General features: G+C 65.7%; 17 protein-coding genes. 3 read left to right on the forward strand and 14 right to left on the reverse strand.

Annotated features, from left to right (window positions below; all coding sequences use genetic code 11):
- Nucleotides 1-34 precede the first annotated feature (34 nt).
- The 10 genes from KF724_00160 to coxB form a co-directional block, all read right to left on the reverse strand.
- Nucleotides 35-1,453, reverse strand: a complete 1,419-nt coding sequence (locus KF724_00160; protein MBX3354092.1) for a nucleotide sugar dehydrogenase — start codon at nucleotides 1,451-1,453, stop codon at nucleotides 35-37.
- 252 nt (nucleotides 1,454-1,705) lie between these two features.
- Entirely contained in the window at nucleotides 1,706-2,464 is a 759-nt protein-coding gene (locus tag KF724_00165) for a hypothetical protein (protein MBX3354093.1), read from the reverse strand.
- Nucleotides 2,461-4,998, reverse strand: coding sequence for a cytochrome c oxidase assembly protein (locus KF724_00170; protein MBX3354094.1), 2,538 nt, complete (start codon nucleotides 4,996-4,998; stop codon nucleotides 2,461-2,463). The genes KF724_00165 and KF724_00170 overlap by 4 nt, the downstream gene beginning before the upstream one ends.
- Nucleotides 4,999-5,061: 63 nt before the next feature.
- On the reverse strand, nucleotides 5,062-6,573 hold the full coding sequence (locus KF724_00175) for a cytochrome b N-terminal domain-containing protein (protein ID MBX3354095.1): 1,512 nt from the start codon (nucleotides 6,571-6,573) through the stop codon (nucleotides 5,062-5,064).
- The gene (locus KF724_00180; GenBank protein ID MBX3354096.1) at nucleotides 6,574-7,221 is read right to left on the reverse strand and encodes a Rieske 2Fe-2S domain-containing protein; all 648 of its coding nucleotides are present in this window, start codon (nucleotides 7,219-7,221) and stop codon (nucleotides 6,574-6,576) included.
- A gap of 61 nt (nucleotides 7,222-7,282) precedes the next feature.
- Nucleotides 7,283-8,032: a c-type cytochrome gene (locus KF724_00185; GenBank protein MBX3354097.1), complete on the reverse strand. Its 750-nt coding sequence runs from the start codon at nucleotides 8,030-8,032 to the stop codon at nucleotides 7,283-7,285.
- A gap of 11 nt (nucleotides 8,033-8,043) precedes the next feature.
- On the reverse strand, nucleotides 8,044-8,961 hold the full coding sequence (locus tag KF724_00190; GenBank protein ID MBX3354098.1) for a hypothetical protein: 918 nt from the start codon (nucleotides 8,959-8,961) through the stop codon (nucleotides 8,044-8,046).
- Nucleotides 8,958-9,683 (reverse strand): heme-copper oxidase subunit III, encoded by a 726-nt coding sequence (locus KF724_00195; protein ID MBX3354099.1) that lies wholly within the window; start codon nucleotides 9,681-9,683, stop codon nucleotides 8,958-8,960. Before KF724_00195 ends, KF724_00190 begins: the two co-directional genes overlap by 4 nt.
- Nucleotides 9,667-11,394 carry a cytochrome c oxidase subunit I gene (gene ctaD / locus KF724_00200; GenBank protein MBX3354100.1) on the reverse strand — a complete coding sequence of 576 codons (1,728 nt, stop codon included), beginning with the start codon at nucleotides 11,392-11,394 and terminating at the stop codon, nucleotides 9,667-9,669. Before ctaD ends, KF724_00195 begins: the two co-directional genes overlap by 17 nt.
- A 75-nt stretch (nucleotides 11,395-11,469) precedes the next feature.
- Nucleotides 11,470-12,642, reverse strand: coding sequence for a cytochrome c oxidase subunit II (gene coxB, locus KF724_00205; GenBank protein MBX3354101.1), 1,173 nt, complete (start codon nucleotides 12,640-12,642; stop codon nucleotides 11,470-11,472).
- 326 nt (nucleotides 12,643-12,968) lie between these two features.
- Between coxB and KF724_00210 the strand changes: the two genes are divergently transcribed.
- Nucleotides 12,969-15,710: a glucosidase gene (locus KF724_00210; GenBank protein MBX3354102.1), complete on the forward strand. Its 2,742-nt coding sequence runs from the start codon at nucleotides 12,969-12,971 to the stop codon at nucleotides 15,708-15,710.
- A gap of 19 nt (nucleotides 15,711-15,729) precedes the next feature.
- Here the strand turns inward: KF724_00210 and KF724_00215 are convergent, their stop codons facing one another.
- The 3 genes from KF724_00215 to pdhA form a co-directional block, all read right to left on the reverse strand.
- On the reverse strand, nucleotides 15,730-17,187 hold the full coding sequence (locus KF724_00215) for a 2-oxo acid dehydrogenase subunit E2 (protein MBX3354103.1): 1,458 nt from the start codon (nucleotides 17,185-17,187) through the stop codon (nucleotides 15,730-15,732).
- A gap of 114 nt (nucleotides 17,188-17,301) precedes the next feature.
- Nucleotides 17,302-18,270 carry an alpha-ketoacid dehydrogenase subunit beta gene (locus tag KF724_00220; protein MBX3354104.1) on the reverse strand — a complete coding sequence of 323 codons (969 nt, stop codon included), beginning with the start codon at nucleotides 18,268-18,270 and terminating at the stop codon, nucleotides 17,302-17,304.
- 67 nt (nucleotides 18,271-18,337) lie between these two features.
- The gene (pdhA, locus tag KF724_00225) at nucleotides 18,338-19,477 is read right to left on the reverse strand and encodes a pyruvate dehydrogenase (acetyl-transferring) E1 component subunit alpha (GenBank protein ID MBX3354105.1); all 1,140 of its coding nucleotides are present in this window, start codon (nucleotides 19,475-19,477) and stop codon (nucleotides 18,338-18,340) included.
- Between the two features lie 231 nt (nucleotides 19,478-19,708).
- On the opposite strand from pdhA, the gene KF724_00230 reads away from it, so the two are divergent.
- Together KF724_00230 and KF724_00235 are read left to right on the forward strand one after the other, a co-directional pair.
- Entirely contained in the window at nucleotides 19,709-20,986 is a 1,278-nt protein-coding gene (locus tag KF724_00230) for a hypothetical protein (GenBank protein MBX3354106.1), read from the forward strand.
- Complete coding sequence (locus tag KF724_00235; GenBank protein MBX3354107.1) at nucleotides 20,983-22,188, forward strand: NAD-dependent epimerase/dehydratase family protein; 1,206 nt, start codon at nucleotides 20,983-20,985, stop codon at nucleotides 22,186-22,188. The genes KF724_00230 and KF724_00235 overlap by 4 nt, the downstream gene beginning before the upstream one ends.
- A 135-nt stretch (nucleotides 22,189-22,323) precedes the next feature.
- Here KF724_00235 and KF724_00240 read toward each other — a convergent pair whose 3' ends face one another.
- The gene (locus KF724_00240; protein ID MBX3354108.1) at nucleotides 22,324-23,055 is read right to left on the reverse strand and encodes a choice-of-anchor J domain-containing protein; all 732 of its coding nucleotides are present in this window, start codon (nucleotides 23,053-23,055) and stop codon (nucleotides 22,324-22,326) included.
- Between the last annotated feature and the right edge of the window lie 205 nt (nucleotides 23,056-23,260).

Genomic DNA, 23,260 nt, shown 5'->3' on the forward strand with positions numbered 1-23,260 from the left:
ACCCGTCCGCAGGAACTTGCCTTCGGAGAGCCGCCTAGGCCTTCACCAGCCGGGCCCGCATCTGTCGGGCGGGCACGCGGAGCATCGCGTTCCGAGTGTCCACGATCAGCTTCGAAGCCTTGCCGACGAGGCCGTAGTCCACGGCGTCGTGGTCGGTGATGATCAGCGCGCAGTCGTGTGCCTTCAGCGTGGCTGCGGTGAGTGGCTTGCTCTTGAGGTCAATTCGGTGCTTGCGCATCGATGGGAAGACGGCCATGTGCGGGTCGTGGTAGTTCACGGTCGCCCCACGATCGCGGAGCAGCTCGATGATCTCCGCCGCCGGACTCTCGCGGATGTCATCGATGTTCTTCTTGTAGGCGATGCCGAGCACCAGGATCTTCGAGTTCGAGAGGCTCTTGCCATCTTCGTTCAGGGCGTGCTGCACGCGCTCAATCACATAGTGCGGCATGGCGCTGTTGACTTCGCCGGCGAGCTCGATGAAGCGGGTGTTGCGACCCACCTCGCGCGCCTTCCACGAGAGGTAGAAGGGATCGAGCGGAATGCAGTGACCGCCGAGGCCGGGGCCCGGATAGAAGGGCATGAATCCGAAGGGCTTGGTGCTGGCGGCGGAGATCACCTCCCAGACATCGATGCCCATCTCCGCAAGCACGACCTTCATCTCGTTGACGAGCGCAATGTTCACCGCGCGGAAGATGTTCTCAAGCAGCTTGGCGCTTTCGGCAATCTCGGCGCTCGACACGCGATGCGCCGTCTTGACGACGCGGCTGTAAAGGGCCATGGCGAGGTCGGTCGCGACATCGTCGAGTCCGCCGACGAGCTTCGGAATCACCGCCGCCGTGCGGCCAACGGAGCCCGGATCCTCGCGCTCGGGGCTGAATGCAAGGAAGTAGTCCCGCCCATGCACCAGGTTCCGGCCGCGCTCGCTCGCTTCGAGGATGGGCAGCATCTCGTCGCGCGTCGTGCCGGGATAGGTGGTGCTCTCAAGGACCACGAGCTGACCTCGGCGCAGCACCTTCGAGACCATCTCAGTCGAGTTGAGAACAAACGAGAGATCGGGCTCCCGATGGCGACCGAGCGGCGTCGGTACACACAGGAGAATGGCGTCGGCCTCTTCGAGCAACGCAGGATTGGCCGTGGCGCGGAACTTCCGATCCTTCGAGAGATCCTTGAAGAAGGTGGGGCCGAGGTGCTGGATGTACGCGCGGCCCGCTTCAAGGTCGTCGATCTTCCGCTGATCGATGTCGTAGCCGATGACCGGGAAGCCACCGTCGCGGATTGCACGAATGAGCGGAAGGCCCACATAGCCCAGCCCCACAACGCCGATGACGGCGGTTCGGGATTCGAGCTTCTTCATCAACTCGGCGGCGGGACCACTCAGGCGCGCGGCCTTCGGTGTGGTCGGGGTCGCGCTCGGTGAGGACTTGAGGGTTCGCTTCGCAGTCGCGGGGCTCATTCGAGATCCTTGGAAATCAGGTGCGTCGCTGGCAGGGTGGAGCGAGGAGACCGGTCGGCGGGTCCGCGGGTGCTCATCGCCACCCTCTCACGGCCACCCGGCCGCGAGGGGGAAGCAGGGTACTCCACCCGTTCATCGGCGGTTCGTGAAGGATGCGTGAGCCCGGCCGGGAAGGGTCCAGGAATGGGCCTGGCGCCCCGGGATTGGTCACTTGGGGCCGGGGTGTTCGAGGCTGCACGAGCGGATCAACCGTCATGACATGCGCCGGCTCGCGGCGGTGAGGGTGGAGCGCTCGGCTGGTCGGGGGCGCCATCGACCTTGAATCAGTCGATCGCGCCAGAGGAGGAGCACCGTGAGTGGAATCCACGCGAGAAGCCAAGGCCACTGCGAGCGCCACGAGGGAAGCTCCGGCGCGACTTCAATCTCAAAGCGGAGCGAGGGCCAGGTCACGGCGGGGGGTACTGCGATGGCGCGGGGGGCCGTGTCGTCTGGCGCGGGCGACGCCGGGTCATGCTGTGGAGCGACACGCTCGGTTCGGGCAGTGTTTGTCACGACCTCCTGAGGCGCGGACGCGTGAAGGGCCTCGACCTCGATGCGCCATCGGCCGGCACGCGGAAGTGCGATCAGCGCCGAGCGAAGCAGTCGATTGCCCTGATGAGCGGGCGTTGCGACTTCCAAGCGCTCGATGCCGCTCTCCAGGTGGGTCGCGCGGATGAGCGGCCCATGCAGTGACTCTGGTGGCGTGGGGGAGAGGAGCACGCTGACATCGATCACGCCCACTCTCGGCACCATCGGCTGCACGAAGGCAACGGCATGCATCGCACCATCACGACGCGCATCCGCGGCGACTCCACCATCGGCCCGCACAACGCGCGTCAGGACGAACGCGACCAACACGATCAGCGGCACCAGCGCACCACCGAGGGCGCCACGACCTCCGAGAAGGGTCCGCAACCCGCGAAGTCGCGGTCGCCCCGCGCGGCTTCGACCACGGCGCAGGCGGCGGCTCATGGCATCACCTCGAAGCCGAGAGTTCCGCGCATGTCCATCGGCTGGAAGAAGACCCACACTGCGACCATCCACATCAGGAAGAGAAGCAGCGCTCCCGGCACATGTCGCCACCATGAGAGCGGCGATCCCGTGGTGACCATGGCATGCTCGCGCTGGTCAAGCACCGACCACTCGAGACGCCGCGCGAGCGTCCAGAGGGAGAGCGCCATGCCCACGGAGAGCGCAAGCAGATTCGCGGGAAGAAGCCACTCCGGCGCGTGAGCGCAGCAGGCGTCTGACCACGCGGGTTCCTGAGTTGTGAGGCCGAGGTCACCCATGGCGCGGACCACCACGGGAGTCGCCGTCTGCCAGCTCGTGATGAAGTGAAAGAGGAAGTGCGCGAGCCAGGTGGCTGCGCCGATCGGTAGTGTCGCTATCGAGATGGCGGTCAGCGACTCCCGGAAGCGCGGCGCGGCGCGCTCGATGCGTGTGTCGCCGTCGCTGACCCGATCGCTTCGACCCGAGCGCAACCGGCGACCGACGCTGGTGATGGCCGCCGCGAGGAGCGCGAGGGCCACCGGCAGCGCGAGCATGAGCGCGACGACGGCGATGGCGGCCACCGCCCGCGGCAGGCCGGTCGTGGTCGACAGACTCGCGATGAACTCGAGCACCGGGCCGGTCATGCCCGCCGCGTTCGCCACGGCTCCCGCTGAGAGCACCAACAGCAGCAGCGCGAGGTCGGTCCGTCTCGAGAGCCGTCCGAGGCTCGATCGCCATTCATCGCCGCGGAGCTCTCCTCCGATGGGTTGCAGCATGACTCCGATGTTGTCGTGCGGACAGGCATCGACGCAATCGAGGCAGAGGGTGCAGTCAAGGTTCCCGCTCTTGCGCGGCAGGAAGAGATCGAGCTCGCAGCCGTTGTGGGTGGCGCTCCCTCGAATGCACTCGTGCGTGGTGCACTCCGCGCAGCGTGCGGGTTCGCGCACCGCCACTGTCAACGGCGACAGGGTGCTCTGCGCGAAGTGGAACTGCCCCAGCGGGCAGACCCATTTGCAGAAGGCACCGCCTCGAGCGAGCGTGTCCACGAGGAACGCGGCGCTGAAGTAGCCGACGATCACCCACGCCGTCGCGAATGGGCTCGCCCAGAGGTCGAACGCCTCGTAGGTGATGAGCCACGCCAAAACCAGCGCGACGGCGAGCCACTTGCTGCGCAGCGCGCGAGGCCAGCGTGAGCGAGTGGACTTTGACGAGCGATCCGGGAGAAGTCGTCGCAGTGCCGCGGGCACCGCGCCGAGCGACATGCCGAGCACCGTTCCCGATCGCGCCGCCGCTGCATCGGGACCTGCTCCGAACAGGCGGACGAACTTCCTGGCCATCATCCTCGGCAGGATGAACGGGCAGCTCATGCAGAGGAAGTTCCCACCGACCAGGAGCAGCAGCACCGCCACGCCGCGCCAATGGGTCCACGGCAGTGTGCCCGCCATGTTGAGAGGCGCCTCGCGCGGTCCGAGGAAGCCATCCACCACGATGGCGACAGCGAGCAGGAGCATGACTGCCCGAAGCGCAAGGCGCACGCCGCGACGGGCGAGGAGGGGACCCACGATCGGAACGCGCAGAAGATCGAAGCGACGCGCAGGAGCGCGGGGCGCGGCGCGCATGGGCACAAGCTGCGGCAACGAGACGGTCACCGGTGGCGGTTGCCACGCCTTCGGTCTCATCACCTTGACGAGGATGATGGCGGCGGGAACCAGGTACGCGATCGAGCCGGGGACCCACATGATTGCACCTGCCGCGGCCTGATCGCGCAGCGCATCAACGCCGAGAGCCGGCGCCGTCGCGGCGTAGGTCTCGTAGATCACGCGCGGCGCGAAGGCGAAGGTGGCCGCGATGACCGTGTTCACGAGATCCGCCACCAGCAGATAGGGCACCATCGCCCAGCGCGGCCAGACAGCTCGGCTCGGCGCCGGCGCCACCACCGGCCACCAGAAGAGGAGTGCGCCCCCGAGCAGCGTCATGTGTTCGAGGCGATGCCAGAATGGATCTTGTAGCGCGAGCTCATAGGTTGGCGGCAAGTGCCAGGCGACAAGCAGGAGGTTGAAGATGAGCCACGCGGGAATGGGATGGGTCAGGGTGCGACCTACCCGGCGCACTCCGCGCGAGGCGAGGAACGGACCGATCGCTTCGCGACGAACGCCTGCAGGAAGTCCACGCACCAGCGGCAGGAAGGGCTCTCCCATCAGGAGCAGCGGAGCCGCCACCATCGTCAGCAGCATGTGCTGAACCATGTGGGCCGAAAGCAGGAGCGGCGCGAATGCCTCGACAGGTGAGGCGAGCGCGATCCAGATCGCGAGAAGACCGCCGAAATAGCACGCGAGGCGACCCGTGGTCACACCGCGATGAAGCGCCGGCGCCGCCTTCCACCATCCACCGGCGCGTGCATTGAACGACCGCTCACGCCAACGCACCGCCCCGCGCAGATAGAGGAGCGCCATCACGCCCAGCGCCGCGGCGAGCCACGGATCGAAGGTCCATGATTCGAGCACTCCTTCTCGCATGCGATCGGCCGATGGCGGTGAGATCAGCGGTGCGACCGCGAGGTCGGGCGCGCCGTCAGGGAATCATTGGAAGCCTCGAGCAGGCTCGGGCGCATCAGGCGTCGCCATCGGTGGCTGATCGCGGCCTGGGGAGACTTCGAGAGCGCCGGGAATCTCGCTCGCCGGCACATGATCGGGGCGCAGCGTGGCGAGAAACGCAACAATCGCCTCGGTCTGCGCGCTCGTGAGCGTCTTGCCGTACGCGGGCATGTTGCCGCCACCCTGCTGCACCTGACGAACAAGTTGGTCCCACGAGAGGCGCGTCGCCACTCGATCAAGCGCCGGTCCGCGCTCACCGCCGAGGCCACCAAGTGAATGGCAGTTGCGGCACTGCGCGAACTGGATCATCGTGGCGCCTTGAAGTTCGAGCGGCGTTCTGCCACGCACGAACTCCGCCGGAACCGGAGCGCTGGTCCACCCATCCATCTGGGGCGACCATGGACTGGTCACTCCCAACCATGAGAGCGTCACGAGACCCGTGACGATGACGGCGAAGAGGACCACCACCAGCGGCCGTCGTGATGGCGCTCGCTCCCCGCGCGACGCCATGATCGGAATCAGCAGCATCGCGAGCAGCAGCACCGGCGGTCCGATGATGAGGAGCGGCGTCTCCACGGCTGGCGGCAGCAGTGCCAGCGCCGCGAAGATCCAGAGGAAGAAGAAGTCCGGCCGCGGATTGGTGTCGATGATCGTCGGGTCAGGAACACCGCCGGGTCCGAAGGGACCGAACCACGCGGCGAGTCCGAGCATCACCAGCAGTGCAAGCCCGCAGAAGACCATGTCGCGGCGCGCCGCGTCGGGGAAGAAGGGCACTCCCGTGCGGTGGATGCGCTCCTCGTATGCGGGCTTGTAAGTGGCAGGGTCCACCACTTCGCCGGGCTTGGGCATTTCGCTGATGCCGTGGCGCAGGATGAGCATCATGTGCAAGCCCACCAGCACGATGGTCAAACCCGGAAGCACGAAGACATGCAGCGCGAAGAAGCGCGAGAGCGTCGCGCCGGCGATGATCGGCCCCCCAAGCATGATGGCTCGAAGTTCATTCCCGAAGACGGGAACCCGATCGACGATCGATGCCCCGATGCCGAGTCCCCAATAGGCATCCTGATCGAAGCGCATCACCTGCCCGGTGAAGGCAAGCGCCAGCGTGCACACCATGAGCAGCACGCCGACCATCCAGGTGAGTTCGCGCGGATACTTGTACGCCCCGTGCAGGAAGACCTGCGAGAGATGCACCAGCATCATCAGCACCATGGCGTTGCTCGACCAGCCATGGATCGCGCGGACCATCCAGCCGAAGGGGACTTCCTCGTCGATGTAGCGGAGGCTGTCATAGGCCTCGGCAGCGCTCGGCACATAGAGCGTGGCGAGCATGATGCCCGTCGCGATCTGGATCAGGAAGAACATGAGCGTCGCGCTGCCGAAGACATACCACCACTTCGCGCTGCGAGGGACCCGGTGGGTCATCACAGGACCGATCAACGCCGAAGCGCCGGAGCGATCCTCGAACCATGTGCGGATGCGCCGAAGAAGGCCCATTCAGGTCTTCTCCTCAAGCCCGGGAAGAAGGCCCGCCAGAATCTCGAGCCGACCGTTGGTCACGCGCCATTGGTGAGTGAAGAGGCCGCGTGGTGGCGGACCACTCGCGCGCGAGCCATCTTCGTAGTAGACGCCGCCATGGCAGGGGCACATGAAGAGGCGGCTCTGCTCGAACCAGCGCACCGGGCAACCGAGGTGCGCACAGTTCACATAGAAGACCTGGAAGCGATCATCGCCGAGGCTGCGCACCCAGCAAGCGTCGCGGGCTGTTTCGCCGTCGGTGGGTGCAGCGTTGGGGCTGGTGAAAGTCGCCAGGCGCGTGGTGCCTGCTGGGAACTGATCGACGGGGCCGAGGTCAGTCCAGCGCATGGGGTTGCCGCGCCGTGCGGGAGCGAAGAGCGTGCCCACGATCGGGATCGCCGCGAGCAGTCCACCAATGCCCATGAGGGCCGCTCCGGCGCCAAAGAGGAAGCCGCGACGATCACCCGCTGCGCCGCGCGCGGTGTCATCACCGGCGCGAGCGCTCTTCGGCGTGCCAGCGCTTCCCGATGGGCCGCTTGCTTCGCCATGAATGCGGAGGTCAGCGTGTCGACCGGCGCTCGGCTCGCGACCATCGCAGCAGCGTTGAGGTTTGGGCGTTTCGTTCATGGGAGCGTCTCGTCAGGAGCAGACGGAAATCGCGTGGCCATTGGCGCCATGAGGAGAGTCTTCACGGGCGGCCTCCGCGACGAATGCCAGCCGGGGGCCAGTTCTCGCGGCGCTGCTGCGCAAGCCACGCGACAAGGTCATCAACATCCGGCGGCGTGAGCGCCTCGTCGGAAGGGCGCCCGGGAAAGGGACCCGCGGCGCCGGGCTTTCCAAGGTCGGGCCGCCCGAAGATGATCGCGCTGCGGAGAGCCTGGTCGCTGACCAACTGGAGATAGAAGGGGTCGGTCACTTCACCCTCGGCGTGGCAGGAGGTGCACGATCGCGCGAAGATCGCGGCGCCGCGCGCCGGCTGACCGGCGGTGATGGGGGCGCTGTAGGGAATTGGCGACGGCTTCGCACTCGGTGCGCCCCACGCTCGACGCATGCCGGAGACGATGGCCTCGATCTCCGGCGGCGAGAGCGCACCGCCGAGATGCTGCGCGAAGGCGGGCATGAGTGTGCCGGCGGGTGAGCCCTCGGCGATCGCGCTCGTGAGTTCGGCGTCACTCACGCTGGCGAGGTAGAGCGGATCGCGCATCGGTCGAGCGGGACCAAGATCGCCGTTGGCGCCATGACATCCGGCGCAGTTCGTGCCCCAGAGGCGCGCGAACCCGGCGGGCGTGTCGATGCCCGGGGGCGGTGGTGGATTCCAAGTCAGCGGCACGCGATCGCATGCGGCGCCCATGGCAATCACGGCAAGCGCGCCCGCGATGCCGGTGCTGCGAAGCGCCCGGCCGACCACGGCACGCACTTCGGCTCGAGGGGCTCTCATCACGCGCCGCGTCACCGTGATTGCTCCTCAGAGCTCGCATTCGTCGCCTCGACGCCGAGGCGTTCCGGCAGCGAAAGGAACTGCATGGTCGGCACGCGATTGAAGCGCGAAATCACGAGGCCTGCGACGAGACCGAAGGCGAACTGGCTGGCGATGAACCAGGGCCAACTGATGTACTTCTCAAGCGCCGGGTTCACAATGCCAAGCGAAGCCCAGATGAGACCCGTCCAGAAGACCGGTGCAAGGATCCCGCCGAAGAGGATCGGTCGCCTCGGCATCATCGGCAGGGCGACCGTGTAGAGAAGCCCGATGAAGAGACTCCCGATCGTGTGAATGATCGCGGCAGTCAGGAGCCACCCCGCGTTCACTTCGCGCAACGCCTCGACCGGTGCGTTCTCGATGCCGGGAATGAAGATGCCCGCGAGGAGATTGATGGGCAGCCAGACGCTGCCTTCCATCACGATGCCCCAGAGGCAGGCGACGAACGCCATGGCTGCGCCGCCCGCGAGCCCGCCGTAGATGCCGGTGCGATAGGGGTGAATCTCAAGTGGAAGCGCCAGGCGACGGGGTCCGTGGTGGAGCTGGTGCAGGGCCTCGCGATCGAGCGCGCCCTGCGGCGAGGAGAGCGCGACCGACCCACCGCGCGACGCGCCTGCATCCGATGCCGCATCAGCGTCGCCGGTGATGGCGCGCTGCGGAATCGGCTCCATCTGCTCGTCGGGGAAGACATGCCGGAACCATGCCACCGCGCCACCGAGCGCCATCACGACACCGACGGCGGTGACCAGCCAGTTCGTGACCAGCCCCGCAAAGATCAAGGTGATGCCTGCCGCCGCCACCATTGGTGCGCCGGTCGGCTTCGGGATCGCATGCGAGTACGGCATCTCGAATGCCTCGCCCTTGTTCGCGCCTCGGGGTGCGTGGCTCATGTCGCTCCCCCGGGTGGCTGACGACCCACGATATAGACCGTGAAGAAGACAAAGATCCAGACGACATCCACGAAGTGCCAGTACCAGCTCAGCAGATCAACTCGTCCGTGGTCACGCTCGGGCTTCACATGACCCAGCAGGGAGAGCACCAGCGTGAGCGAGAGCAACAGCAGGCCCACCGTCACATGGAAGGCGTGGAAGCCCACCAGTGAATAGAAGGTGGTGCCGAAGAGATTGGTCGCGATGGTGAGCTGGTGATCTCGAATGAGGCCGTTCCACTCGACGCCTGTTCCATAGAGGAAGTAGGCGCCCAGCAGGATGGTCGCCAGCAGCCAGAGTCGGAATTGCTGGATCGCGCCGCGCCGCAGCGCGTGGAGCGCCATCACGATGGTCGCGCTCGAAGAGAGAAGCGCCACGCTGTTCACGAGGACCGGCGGAAGTTCGAGCACCTGCCACGGCGTGGGTCCGCTGCGATCGCGCCCGATGTAATAGAGGTACGCGACAATGAACGCACAGAAGAAGGCGCTTTCGGAGAAGATGAGGCACGCCACGCCCACGCGCCCGCGAGCGGGTCTCCAGGCACCATCGGCGACGAGTGCGGCTCCGCCCCCGGCCCCACCCCCCGCAGATCCGTGGTCCGGCCGAGGCGACGAGCGCACGGCTTCCCTTGACACCGGCGTTGCACTTTCGTGATGGCGGGCAGGGTCACTCATAGTGCTCATCGGGATCCTCGGGATGCTTGCGATCCCACAGTGGCCGACGACTGGTGCAGACGGGAACCTCGTGGAAGTTCCACTCTGGCGGCGGGCTGGTGGTCGCCCACTCGAGCGTCCACGCATCCCACGGATCATCACCGCATGGCTCGCCGCGCCGCAGCGTGCGGATGATGTTCCAGACGAGGATCGAGACGCCGGCGATCTGGAGCGGCACGCCGATCGTCGAGATCAGGTTCCAGAGTTCCCACCCGCGATCGGGCTGATAGGTGTAGATGCGACGCGGCATGCCCAGCATGCCCGAGATGTGCATCGGGAAGAAGGTGAGCGTGAAGCCGATGAGGAAGATCCAGAAGGTCCACTTGCCGAGGCGCTCATCGAGCTTGCACCCGAAGGCCTTGGGGAACCAGTAGAAGATCGCGCCAAAGATGCCGAAGAGCGTGCCGCCGATCAGGACATAGTGGAAGTGCCCCACCACGAAGTAGGTGTCCGACAACTGCCAGTCGAAGGGCACCACGGCGAGCATGATGCCGGTCAGCCCACCGAAGACGAAGAGCGCCAGGAACCCCGTGGCGAAGAGCATCGGGACATCGAAGCGGATGCGACCTCCCCACATGGTGCCGATCCAGTTGAAGATCTTGATGCCGGTGGGAACGGAGATCAGGAAGGTGCTCGCCGCGAAGAGTGCATTGAGGAAGGGGCTCAAACCCGCCACGAACATGTGGTGGGCCCAGACCCCAAGCGAAATGAAGCAGATGGCCACCGTCGCCGCGACCATGAGCGGATAGCCGAAGATCACCTTGCGGCTGAAGACCGGGATGATCTCGCTGATGAAGCCGAATGCGGGCAGGATGAGGATGTACACCTCGGGATGTCCGAAGAACCAGAAGAGATGCTGCCAGAGCAGCGCCGACCCCTCCTGCTGCGGATTGAAGAAGTGCGCCCCGAGTGAGCGATCGAAGAGCAGCATCACCTGCGCCGCGGTCAGCACGGGCATGACGGCCAGGATGAGCACCGCGACGACGATCATCATCCACACGAGCAGCGGCATGCGCATGAGCGTCATGCCGGGGCAGCGCATCGAGAAGATCGTGGCGACGAGATTCACTGCGGTGGTCATGCTGCCGAAGCCGCTGACCATGATGCCGAGGATCCAGTAGTCGGTCGCATTGCCGCGACTGAAGCTGCGCGTGGTGAGCGGCGCGTACATGAACCACCCGGCATCTGGCGTGCTTCCGGCGCCATAGAGACCCGCCGATCCGATGTAGCTGTAGTAGAGAAGCAGCCCGCCGAAGAGGAAGAGCCAGAAGCCGAAGGCGTTGAGTCGCGGGAAGGCCATGTCCCGCGCTCCGATCATGAGCGGAACGAGGAAGTTCGCGATGCCGAGCAGCACCGGCATGCCCACCAGGAAGACCATGGTGGTGCCGTGCATGGTGAAGAGCCGGTTGAAGGTGTCCGGCGTCAGGAAGTCGTTGACCGGGACGACCAACTGGAGACGCATGAGCGTCGCCTGGATGCCCGCAATCACGAAGAAGAAGAGCCCCGACGCGACATAGAGGATGCCGAGTCGCTTGTGATCGACGGTCACCGTCCATTCATGCAGCCGCGCCATCAGGTCGACACGCCCGGAGTCGCGCGCGGCGCCCGGTCGACGCGTGTCGGGAACAGACCCTCCCCCGGCTGGAGTGCTTGCACCGTGACCTGTGGAGAGTGTGCTCATCGGTGGGTGGGCGGTGGTGTCAGCGAGTCAGCGGGTCAGCGAGTCGTTGGGGCAGCGGGGCTGTAGATCATCGGATCATCGAAGGGTCAGCAGATAGTCGGTGATCAGGTCGAGCTCTCGGTCATCGAGCTTCAAAGAGGGCATGTTGCAGCCGATCTTGAGCTTCTGCGGGTCATCGATCCACGCGCGAAGCGTGTCGCGGGTCAGCGGCAGAATGCCCGATCCGATCGTCTCGCGGCTCGCGAGATGCGTGAGATTCGGACCGAACATCCCGGCGCTCACACCATCGATCGCATGGCAGTTCAGGCAGGCGAATCCAGCAAAGAGGCGCCGACCTTCATCGACGGCGGGGTCCACCACCGCTGGCGACGCCTGTTGCTCGAGCCACTCGCGGAAGGCATCGGGCTCCACCGCCGTCACGCGCAGCAGCATGTTCGCGTGCTGTGTTCCGCAATACTCGGCGCACTGCCCGAGGTAGAGACCCGGGCGACGAGCCTTGAACCATGTGACATTCGTCCGACCGGGAATGCAGTCAGTCTTCCCGGCGAGACGGGGAACCCACCAACTGTGGATCACATCGGCTGACTCGAGCTCGAGCCAGACGGGCCGCCCCACGGGCACGACGAGTTCGTTGGCGGTGACCACTTCGCGCCCGTTTCCGAGCTCATCGGGGAAGCGGTACTCCCACCACCACTGATGGCCGATGACCTGCACTCGCAGAGCGCCTTCGGGCGGCTCGGTGAGCTGCACTTCCCGGATGGTCCTGATGGTGACGAGCCCGAGCACAAAGACGATGAGGAGCGGAACGACCGTCCAGGCCAGCTCGATTGGATTCGAGCCATAAAGCTGGGTCGGCTCGGGCTCGCCGGCCAGCGCCGCCTCGCGCTTCCTGCGGCGGAAGCGCACGACAGCCACAAAGAGGAGCGCCTCGACGACCACGAAGATGGCGGCGCAGATCCCGAGGACGAGCCATGCCAGGTGACGGATCGACTCCGCAGGGGGAGAGTCGGCGCCGAAGATGCTTGTGACGCCCGCACCGCTGGTCGGCGGTCCCCCCAGCACGCCCGGTGCGCACACCGTCGTGGATGCGCCGGCGCCAGGACCGCTCGAATCCGCCGCCGCCGTACCCGCGGTCAAGGCCACGACGAGGGGGCCGACTACCAGCAGAAGCAGCGCCAAGAGCCCGCCGGGAACGCCCGGCACGCGAGCCACTCCACCGAGGATTCGTCTGGCGCGACCGTCAAGCATCCGGGGATCCCGACCTCCGACCACGGCGCGGAGTCTAGGGCACAATCGCTGCCCTCGCGCTGGGATCGGTCGGTGAACTGGTGAGAATCGGTCGATGGCTCGCCCGCGGTTCGGTGGGTCGACGCGCCGGGTGTCCGGGGGACGGACGCGATCGGCGCATTCCGATTGAGAACCCGCGCGATTGGCGGCACGAATCTCGATCTGCACGGCGCTACACTGACCCCCGACGGAGTCGCAGGAGGCAACTACCGGCAGATCGCTGGTGCGCCGGCGTCGGCGCACTGGTCTGCGGACCTCGAAGCGAGCCTCCGACACATGAGCCGTCCATGAGTGCAGAAGAGACCCGTCTCGCCCGCGCCGCCAATCCAAAGACCCCATGGCGCCTCTGGGGGCCCTATCTCAGCGAGCGACAGTGGGGAACCGTGCGAGAGGACTACTCCTCCGACGGCAATGCATGGGACTCCTTTCCGCACGATCACGCACGCTCCCGCGCGTACAAGTGGGGTGAGGACGGTCTTGCCGGCTACAGCGACGATCAGCAGCAGCTCTGCTGGGCGCTCGCCCTCTGGAATGGTCGCGATCCGATCATCAAGGAGCGCCTCTTCGGCCTGACGAATGGCGAGGGCAATCATGGCGAAGATGTGAAGGAGTACTACTTCTATCTTGACAGTACTCCGACACACTCGTGGATGCGCTGGCTCTACAAGTATCCGCAGCGGGCATACCCTTACTCGGAGATCGTGGAGAAGAACCGTGCGCGCGGGCGCCACGAGCCGGAGTACGAGCTGCTCGACACCGGGGTCTTCGACGACAATCGTTACTTTGATGTCGTTGTTGACTTCGCGAAGGCGTCGCCCACGGACACCTGCATTCGCATCACGGTGCACAATCGCGGTCCGGAGCCGGCATCGCTCCATCTGCTCCCGCACCTCTGGTTCCGCAACGACTGGTGGATGAACCCCGCCGGACCGAGACCGTCGCTCCGCATGGCGCGGGGGTCGTCGAGCTCGGTGTGCATCGCCGCCGATCACCCGCGGCTCGGCGCGATGTACCTCCACTGCGAGGGCGCGCCGGAGCTCCTGTTCACGGAGAACGAGACCAACTCGCAGCGTCTCTGGGGCCAACCGAACGCCACGCGCTTCGTGAAGGACGCGTTCAATGATCGCCTAGTGCATGGCCGCCGCGACACAGTCAATCCCGAAGGCGTGGGTACCAAGTCTGCCGCGCACTTCATCGTCGAGATTCCTGCGGGCCAGTCGAAGGTGATTCGACTGCGTTTGAACGATGAGGCGCCGGGCTCGTCATCCAGGCCGTTCTCCGACTTTGAAGCAACGATGCGCGCTCGTGAGAAGGAGGCCGACGAGTTCTATGAGACGGTGATTCCCGAGGGCTTCTCCAAGGATCGCGCCAATGTCATGCGGCAGGCGATCGCGGGCATGCTCTGGGGCAAGCAGTACTACTACTTCGATCTCGATCGCTGGCTCGACGAACACGGCGCCAACCCCGTCTCGGGCGGTCGGCGCAGCGTGCGCAATCGCGAGTGGTTCCACATGCTCAACCAGCATGTGATCTCCATGCCCGACAAGTGGGAGTATCCCTGGTACGCGGCATGGGACCTGGCGTTCCATGTGCTGCCAATCCAGCTCGTGGACCCGGAGTTCGCGAAGGAGCAGCTCCTGCTCATGCTGGATGAGAACTACATGCATCCCGGCGGTCAGATGCCAGCATATGAGTGGAACTTCGGCGATGTGAATCCACCTGTCCACGCCTGGGCGTCGTTCTTCCTGTACATGCGTCAGAAGAATCTCGGCAAGCCCGACCGGGCGTTCCTGGAAACGACGATTGCGCGGCTCACTCAGAACTTCAACTGGTGGGTGAACCGCAAGGACCCGGAGGGCCGGAGCCTCTTCAGCGGCGGCTTCCTGGGCTTGGACAACATCGGCGTTTTTGATCGAAGCGCACCGCTGCCCACGGGCGGCTACCTCCTTCAGGCCGACGGCACCGCCTGGATGGCCTTCTACAGCCATTGCATGATCCAGATCGCGCTGGAGCTTTCGGAGGAGGAGCCATCCACCTATGGACGAGTGGTCAGCAAGTTCGTGGAGCACTTCTTCTGGATCGCCGGCGCCATGCATCGCAAGGGTGACCAGGTCGACGATCTATGGGATGAAGACGATGGCTTCTTCTACGATGTGCTCGTTACTCCGGATGGACGCGCCCAGCGCCTCAAGCTCCGCTCGATGGTGGGCCTCCTGCCGCTGATGGCCAGCACGGTCTTTCCGGAGTCGTCGCTGCGCGATCTGCCGAAGGCGGTCGAGCGCATCAGGTCCTTTCAGCAGCGCTATCCCGAGCTGCACGAGAACATTCACCCCTTCGAGAAGCCCGGGGTGGCTGGGCGACACCTGCTCTCGGTTCTCAATGAGACCAAGCTCCGGCGGATCCTTTCGCGCATGCTCGACGAGCGCGAGTTCCTGAGTCCGTACGGCATTCGATCGCTCTCCAAGGCCCACGAGTCGCAGCCCTATGTCTTCACCTCGCATGGCACCGAATTCCGCGTGGAGTATCAGCCGGCCGAGTCCCTGACCGGGGCCTTCGGCGGGAACTCCAACTGGCGCGGCCCCATCTGGCTGCCGGTGAATGTGCTGCTCATTCGAGGCCTGATCAACCTGTATGGCTACTTCGGCGATGACTTCAAGGTGGAGTGCCCCACGGGTTCGGGGCAGCACATGACACTCTTCGAGATCGCCCGGGAGATCAGTCACCGGCTTGAGTCCATCTTCCTCACCGGACCGAACGGCCGGCGGCCTGTCAACGACTCGTTGCAGAAGTTCAGCGACGACCCTCACTGGCGCGACCTCGTCCTCTTCTACGAGTACTTCCATGGGGACACGGGCCAGGGTCTCGGCGCAAGTCACCAGACCGGGTGGACCGGGGTCATCGCGTTCCTGGCGGACTTCTTCGAACGCATCACACCCGAGTCGATGCGGACCGAGGGGCGCGCAAGCCTGGGACGGCTGAACTCTGGTTCGCGGCGGAGTGGCTCCGCGAAGAAGAGCGCCGTGCGGTGATCGCACCTTCGGGGGCGCTTCAGCCGAGCAGGTCGCCCGGATCTTCGAGCAGCTTCACCACAGTGTTGAGGAAGCGGGCGGCCTCGGCGCCGTCCACCACGCGGTGATCGCATGAAATCGAGAGCGGCAGGACCAGCCCGGCGTAGAAGCGACCGTCCTTCACCAGCACGCGCTCCTTCGCGCGCCCGACGGCGAGGATCGCCACCTCGGGATAGTTGATGATCGGCGTCGCGAACATGGCGCCGTAGCTGCCGACATTCGAAATGGTAAAGGTGCCGCCGAGACTCTCCTCGCGCGTGATCGAGCGATCACGGCAGCGGGCCGCCAGCCTCTTCACGCCATCGGAAAGCTCCACGATCGAGAGCCGATCGGCATCTCGCAGCACGGGGACCATGAGGCCCGCATCGGTGTCAACAGCCACGCCAAGATTGATGACGCCCTTGAGCAGGATCTCGGCATTGGCATCATCGACATTGGCGTTGAGCGCCGGGTGAAGCCGCAGGCCGCGACAGACGGCAGCCATCACGAAGGGAAGCATCGAGAGCTTGCCGCCGAGCACGCGCGAGTACTCGCGGCGCTTCCCGTCGAGTGCGGTGACATCGGCTTCGTCGGTGGCCGTGAAGTGCACGGCCGTGCGGACCGAGCGATCGAGCGCCTCGGCGATCTTGCGGCGCACTCCGCGGAAGGGAATCCGCTGGGAGACACCCTGGGCATCGACCGGCGGGAGCGCTGCGGCGAGCGCGCTGCTGCGGGCCGACACGGCTGCCGTGCGCTCCTGGGTGCTTCCGCCGCGGGCGAAGGCCGCGACATCGCTTGCGGTCACTCGACCGCCGCGACCGGTCGCCGGCACGGCGCTGATGTCCACCTTCATCTCGCGCGCCATGCGGCGCACGGCGGGTGTAGCAAGAGCCTTTCCGCGGGCCGTCTCCGCCGCGGCCGACTCCGGTGTGCGCCGCGCGAAGCGGTCGCTGACGGAGAGCGTGCCCGACACGCTGCCGACCACCGTGCCCTGGTCCTCGTCGGCGCCATTGCTGGCGGCCACCGCCGCTCCACCGCGCGAGTGGCCTCCCGATCCTGCGCTGCTGCGCGCCGTGGCTGAGTGCGTGGCTCCCGTGGACGCGCGGGCAGCAGCGCTTGACGCGGCCGCCGATGCCGGCGCCGCCGACGGCTTTGTCTGCGTGCCGGCCAGTGGCGCACTGCTCTTGGCACTCGCTCCGCCCACCGCGTAGCGAACGAGCACCGCACCGACCTTGATGACCTCGCCTTCCTTGCCGCAGAGCTCACTGATCACCCCGGTCCACGGACTGGGCACTTCAACGAGCGCCTTGTCCGTCTGCATCTCCGCGAGCGTCTGCTGCTCCTTCACTGCGTCGCCGGGCTTGACCTTCCAACTGATGAGCTCCGCCTCGGCGAGACCTTCGCCGAGGTCGGGCAGAATGAAGTGACTCTTGTCTGCGGGTTGCTTGACGCCGGCCATCGAGGTGTCCTCTGCTCAGTCGAAGGTTCGTGCCGCGGGGCGAGTGAAGATCGTTCGTCGGTTGACGCTCCTGTGCGGGCGTCGTGTGACGGAGCTGCGCTCCAGGTGATGGCCTCAGTAGGCCGCCGTCTCCTCGATGGCGCGGGCGATTCGCGCCGCATCGGGGAGGTACTCGAGTTCGAGCTTGTAGTACGGCATGATCGTGTCGAAGCCGGTGACGCGCTGGACCGGCGCTTCCAGGTGAAGGAAGCATCGCTCCATGATCCGGGCGGAGATTTCCGCACCCAGTCCACAGGTCTTCGGCGCCTCGTGCACAATGACGCAGCGCCCGGTCTTCTTGACGCTGGCTTCGATCGCGTCCATGTCGAGCGGATAGATGGTCCGCAGGTCGATGAGCTCGATGTTTCTCCCAGTGCGCTCGATGGCCTGCATGCACTGGATGACGCTGGAGCCCCAGCTCACCATGGTCATCTCCTCGCCTTCGCACACGACGCGGGCCTGCCCCAGAGGAATCACATACTCATCCTCGGGGACCTCCTCGCGGAAGGCTCGATAGATGCGCTTGGGCTCGAAGAAGATGACGGGATCTGGGTCGCGGATCGACGCCACGAGCAATCCCTTGGCGTCGTAGGGCGAACTCGGCATGACCACCTTGAGTCCGGGGGTGTGCGCGTAGATCGACTCGGGCGAGTCGCTGTGCAACTCCGGCGCGTGAATACCGCCGCCGACCGGCACACGGACCGTCATCGGCACGGTGAACGCGCCGCGCGTTCGTGTGCGCATGCGCGCCGCATGCGAGCAAAGCTGGTCATAGGCGGGGCCGAGAAAGCCCTCAAACTGGATCTCGGGCACAGGCCGAAGTCCCGCCATGGCCAGGCCGATCGAGGTGCCGATGATGCCGCTTTCGGCGAGCGGCGAGTCGACCACGCGATGGGCGCCGAAGCGCTTGTGCAAGCCCTCGGTGACGCGGAAGACGCCGCCGTTGGGACCGACATCCTCGCCGAGAATGATGACGCGATCGTCCTTCTCCATCTCCTGGACGAGCGCGAGGTTGATTGCCTGAACGAGCGTGAGATTGGCCATGGGTCGTGTGCGTTCGGAAGTTCGATTCAAGAGCGGTGGCGTGTCGCCATCCCGCAACGGAGGAGCGTCAGTGGGCGTGCTCCGGGTGGTCCAACTGCCGGACCTCGGCACCTTCGAGCTGTGCGGGGTCTTCGCCGAGACCGTGCGTCTGCATGGTGTCGCGCTGGCGCTCGAGGTCGGGCGGCAGCTCGGCGTACATCGCGTTGAAGAAGTCGTCGCGCGTCGGTGCCGCGATCGTCTCGGCTCGCTCGACGGCAGCGGCGATCTCCTTCTCGACCTTCTCCTTCAGTTCGCCCTCCTTCGAGTCATTCCAGATCTTGCGATCCTTCATGTAGGCCTTCAGGCGAGTGATGGGATCGCGGGTCTTCCACATCTCAACCTCGGCGGCGTCGCGATAGCGACGCGCATCATCCGCCGTGGTGTGGTCGCCGAGGCGATAGGTGACGCCCTCGATGAACGCCGGCTTGCCGGTCTCCCTCGTGTAGGCAGCCATGTCGCGCACGCACTTGACCACCGCGAAGAGGTCGTTGCCGTCGCATTGCACGGTCTTCATGCCGTAGGCGATCGCGCGCTGAGCCACGGTCGGCGCCGAGCACTGAATCTTGCCGGGCACCGAGATCGCCCAGAAGTTGTTCTGGCAGAAGAAGATCACGGGAATCTCGAGATTCGCCGCGAAGTTGCACGCCTCGTGGAAGTCGCCCTCGCTGGTTGCGCCGTCGCCGAAGAAGGTGCAGGCAAGGCGCTTCTCGCCGCGATACTTGGAGGCCCACGCGAGCCCCGTCGCGTGAAGCATCTGCGTTCCGATGGGAATGGCCAGCGGCGTGCAGTAGAGCTCGCGCGGAATGGCGTTCCCGCGCTCATCTCCCATCCAGTGAAGGAGGATGAGCTCCATGGGCACTCCGCGCCAGAAGAGACCGCAGTTCTCGCGGTAGCAGGGAACCAGCCAGTCGTCCTTGTTCAGGGCGTAGGCGGCGCCGAGGCTGTTGGCCTCCTGCCCCATGTTCTGCGGGTAGGTCCCCATGCGACCCGATCGCTGGAGCCGGAAGGCCACCTCATCCAGGTGGCGGCAGGCCACCATGGACTCGTAGAGACGGAGGAGGTCGGCGTCGGGAATGAGACCCTTGCCGAGCTTCTCGTCGAACTTCCCGTGCTCATCGAGGATCGAGACGCGCTCGATTTCCGTGCTGAAAACCTTCGTGATGGGCATGCGATCCGAAGTCTAGCACGAGCCCTCGTTCGCTCCGAGTGCTCCGGGGCCGATGCGGGCCCGCCCTTGCACCCCCCGGACTCGAACCTCGCACAGGCGTTTCGGCGACGAAGCGATCGCCCCGCCTGCAACGGCGCACCCGCCTCGTGTGTAGGCCACCGCGTGATCCGCATTCCTGGCAGCGCAGCAGGCACGAGGATCCTGCGCGTGAGGGCGGGGGAGGGCCGGGCGTTGACCTGCTCTCTGGCGTACTTCGCGCTGGTTCTCTTCGGGTACTTCCTGCTCCGACCGGTGCGCGAAGCGATGGGGGTGGCGCGGTCGATGGATGACCTCCGGTGGCTCTTTGTCGTGACCTGTGGAGCGTCGCTGGTGGTGGCCTTGGCCTTCGGCGGCGTGGTGGCACGACTGGATCGCGCCAGATGCATCGTGGTGGGACAGCTTGGCGTGGCCGCGTGTCTCGTCGTGTTCGTTCCACTGCGGCTGCTCGTGGATGAGTCGACGCAGGTCGTGCTCGGATACTGCTTCTATGTCTGGCTGAGCGTGGTGAATCTCTTTCTGACGGCCATCTTCTGGGCGTTCATGGCCGATGTCTGGTCGCTCGAACAGTCGAAGCGGCTCTTTCCCGTCATCGCCGTCGGTGGAACGCTCGGCGCACTCGGCGGGTCATGGTTCGCCTCGCGCCTTGTCGATGTGATCGGCGCCTCGGGACAGATGGTGATTGCGGCGGCGTGCTTCGTGGTCACAGTGCTGTTGGTGCTGGCGATCGACCGGGTGGACCGCCGCATCACCCGGACCGCCGCCCATCCGGTCGGCGGGTCGTGGGGCGAAGGCGCCACTCGATTGGTGCGCTCGCCGTATCTCCTCGGCACCGCCCTTTTCGTGATCTTCCTGACCATCAGTTCAACACTCCTCTACTTCACGCGAGCGGAACTGGTGGTCGATGCGCGGCGCGAACTGGAGGCGCGCATCGCCCTCTTTGCCCGAATGGATGCGTGGACCCAGGGCGCCACGCTTGTCATGCAGCTCTTCGTGACGGGGCAGCTCATTCGTCGGCTCGGAATCGGCTGGACGCTGGCGGTACTGCCCATGGTCACGGTGTCCGGCTTCGGTGTGCTCGCGTGGATGCAGCACCGGGGAGTCGAAGGATGGCAGCTCTTTGCGGCGGTCACGGCGTTCTCCGCGGTGCACAGCGCCGTGCGCTTCGCGATTGCCAGACCCACGCGCGAGACACTCTTCACGGTGGTCGAAGAGGCCGATCGCTACAAGGTCAAGCCGGTCATCGACCTCTTCGTCTATCGAGGCGGCGATGTCGCCGGCGCGTGGCTGACGGCTCTCGTGGCGGGAATGTGGGGAATGTTGATGCTGGCGCTGCCGCTCGGCGCGATCTGGGGCGGTATGTCCCTCTGGCTCGCGGTCGCGCAGCGTCGCCGCGCCGCCGATCGGCGGGATCGAGATGGCCCGCCGAGTCAAGGTGTTCCTTCACACACTCTTCCAGGAGTTCTCCAGTGACGACGATTCGAACCGCGCTCTTGACCGCACCACTGCTGGCCCTCGCACTCGCAGGGCCGGCAATGGCGGCGACGACCGCGACAGCGCAACCGATCATGAACGACCCACCACCCGCACCGAAGAAGATCCTCATCCTTGGAGGCACGGGCCTTCTCGGGCCTCACATCGTTGAACGGGCGCGCGAGCGCGGGCACGAGGTGACGCTCTTCAACCGTGGTCGTTCGAGTCCAGGCCTCTTCCCCGAGGTCGAGCGCATCGAGGGCGATCGCTACAGCGATCTATCCGGACTTGAGAAGGCGGTGAAGGATGGACGCCGCTGGGACGCAGTCATCGACACCTTCACCTATGTGCCCAAGACCGTGACCGATGCGATGGACATTCTCAAGCCTGCGATGGATCACTTCGTGGTGATCTCGACCATCTCGGTGTACGCCTCGAATGACGAACCCAATGCCGATGAGAGCGCGCCCTTGGCGACGGTGCCCGATGAGGTCGCCGCGCAGATCACCACCCATGAGCAGGTGGGCCAGCACTATGGCGCCATGAAGGCGCGCGTGGAGAAGGCCGCCGAGGAGAACTTCCCGGGCAAGGTGACGATCATTCGGCCGGGGCTCATTGTGGGGCCGCGGGACACCACCGGGCGCTACGCGTACTGGCCGATCCGTGCGTCCGAGGGCGGCCGAATGGTGGCGCCGGGTGACGGCAGCGATCCGATTCAGATCGTCGATGCGCGCGATCTCGCCGACTTCATCGTCACCTGTGTTGAGGAGCGGCACCTTGGCGTCTACAACGCGGTGAACCCCGCAGGCTCGCTCACCATGCGCGAGGTGGTTGACTCCGCCTGCCGCGTGGCTGGTGGAACGACCACGCCCGTGTGGATTCCCTTCGAGTTTCTCGCCGAGCAGGGCGTCGCGCCCTGGCAGCAGATGCCCGCGTGGGTGCCGCCGACGCTTCCGGGCTATGCGGGCTTCGGCCGGGTGAACACCGATCGCGCGGTGAAAGCGGGGCTCAAGTCGCGCCCGATCGACGAGATCAACCGCGCGATCTTGGAGTACTTCACCACTCGATCCGGTGAGATCCGCGAGGAGCGGGGCGAGGAGTTTGCTGCGCAGTGGCGGCAGCGGATGCGCGGTGGTCTGCCGAAGGAGAAGGAAGCCGAAGTGCTCGCCGCGTGGGACTCGAGGAACGCGGCCACTCCATGAGCGTTGCGCGCAGCGAGCAGCTGACGCGAACACGGCATCCGTCACCGCGCCTTGCGACGCCGACACAAAGAGAAAGCCGCACGCGTCGGGGCCTGCGGCTTTCGATATCGAACTCGAAACGGACTGACTTCGCGATCAGCGACGACGACGCGAGCCGCACAGACCGGCCACGCCGAGCAGCGCGAGGGCACCCGGCACGGGGACCTGGGTGTAGCTCACCGAGTCGATGCCGATGTAGTTGGAGTTCGTGCCGGTCGGCCCGCCGTTCTCAACAAAGTAGCGAAACGCGAAGCGACCCTGGGCGGGGCCACCAAGGCCCGAGACCGTCACGCTGAACTGCGTCCATACGGTCGGATAGCCGTTCTGGCCTTGGTAGTTGGGATTGATGTCCAGAAGCAGCGTGCCGAAGTCCCCCACGCCGGTTCCACCCGCCCCGGTGTTCACGCTTGCGCCGTTCGTGCTGAGGCGGAGCTGGAGGCGATCCGGGAAGTTGTTGCTGATCGACCGCGTCCAGAAGCTGAATGTGTCGCCGTTGTTCAGCGTCTGCTCGGGCGTCATCAGCCAGGTGTTCAGCGTGGTCGTGCCGGAGCCGCTATTGAAGTTCATGGCAGCGTACGAGTTGTTTGTTCCTGCCTGAGCCGCGAAATTGGCCGGGACGCCTTGGAACACCGAACTGAGTCCTGCGCTCTCACTCTGGTTCTTGGTCCACCACTGGCCGCTGCTCAGCGTCACGAAGGCACCGGCAGTGTTCGGAGGTGCGGGCCAACTAATCGGAGCCTCGAAGCCCTCGAAGAAGTCAGCGCCTGCCCCCGTCGTCAGCATCGCTGCCGCAACAAGAGCGCCGCCCACGATCTTCTGAATCTCCATGCTCAGTCCTCCCTGCTTGGTTCCCTCCCAATGGCGGCCTGGGACACGCATCCCCAACCGCTCCCTCGACGCGGAGTGTATTCCGAGGCGCTTCCCGGATCCCCTGAAAAGAGCGAATTGCGGTCGCAGCGGTCTGTTGAGGAGCCCGGGTGACCTTCATTTGCACAAGCTCCGGTCGGTCGCTGGTCCTACCGGTGATGTGCGA

Source organism: Phycisphaeraceae bacterium, assembly GCA_019636735.1.
Classification (GTDB): Bacteria; Planctomycetota; Phycisphaerae; order Phycisphaerales; family SM1A02; genus VGXK01.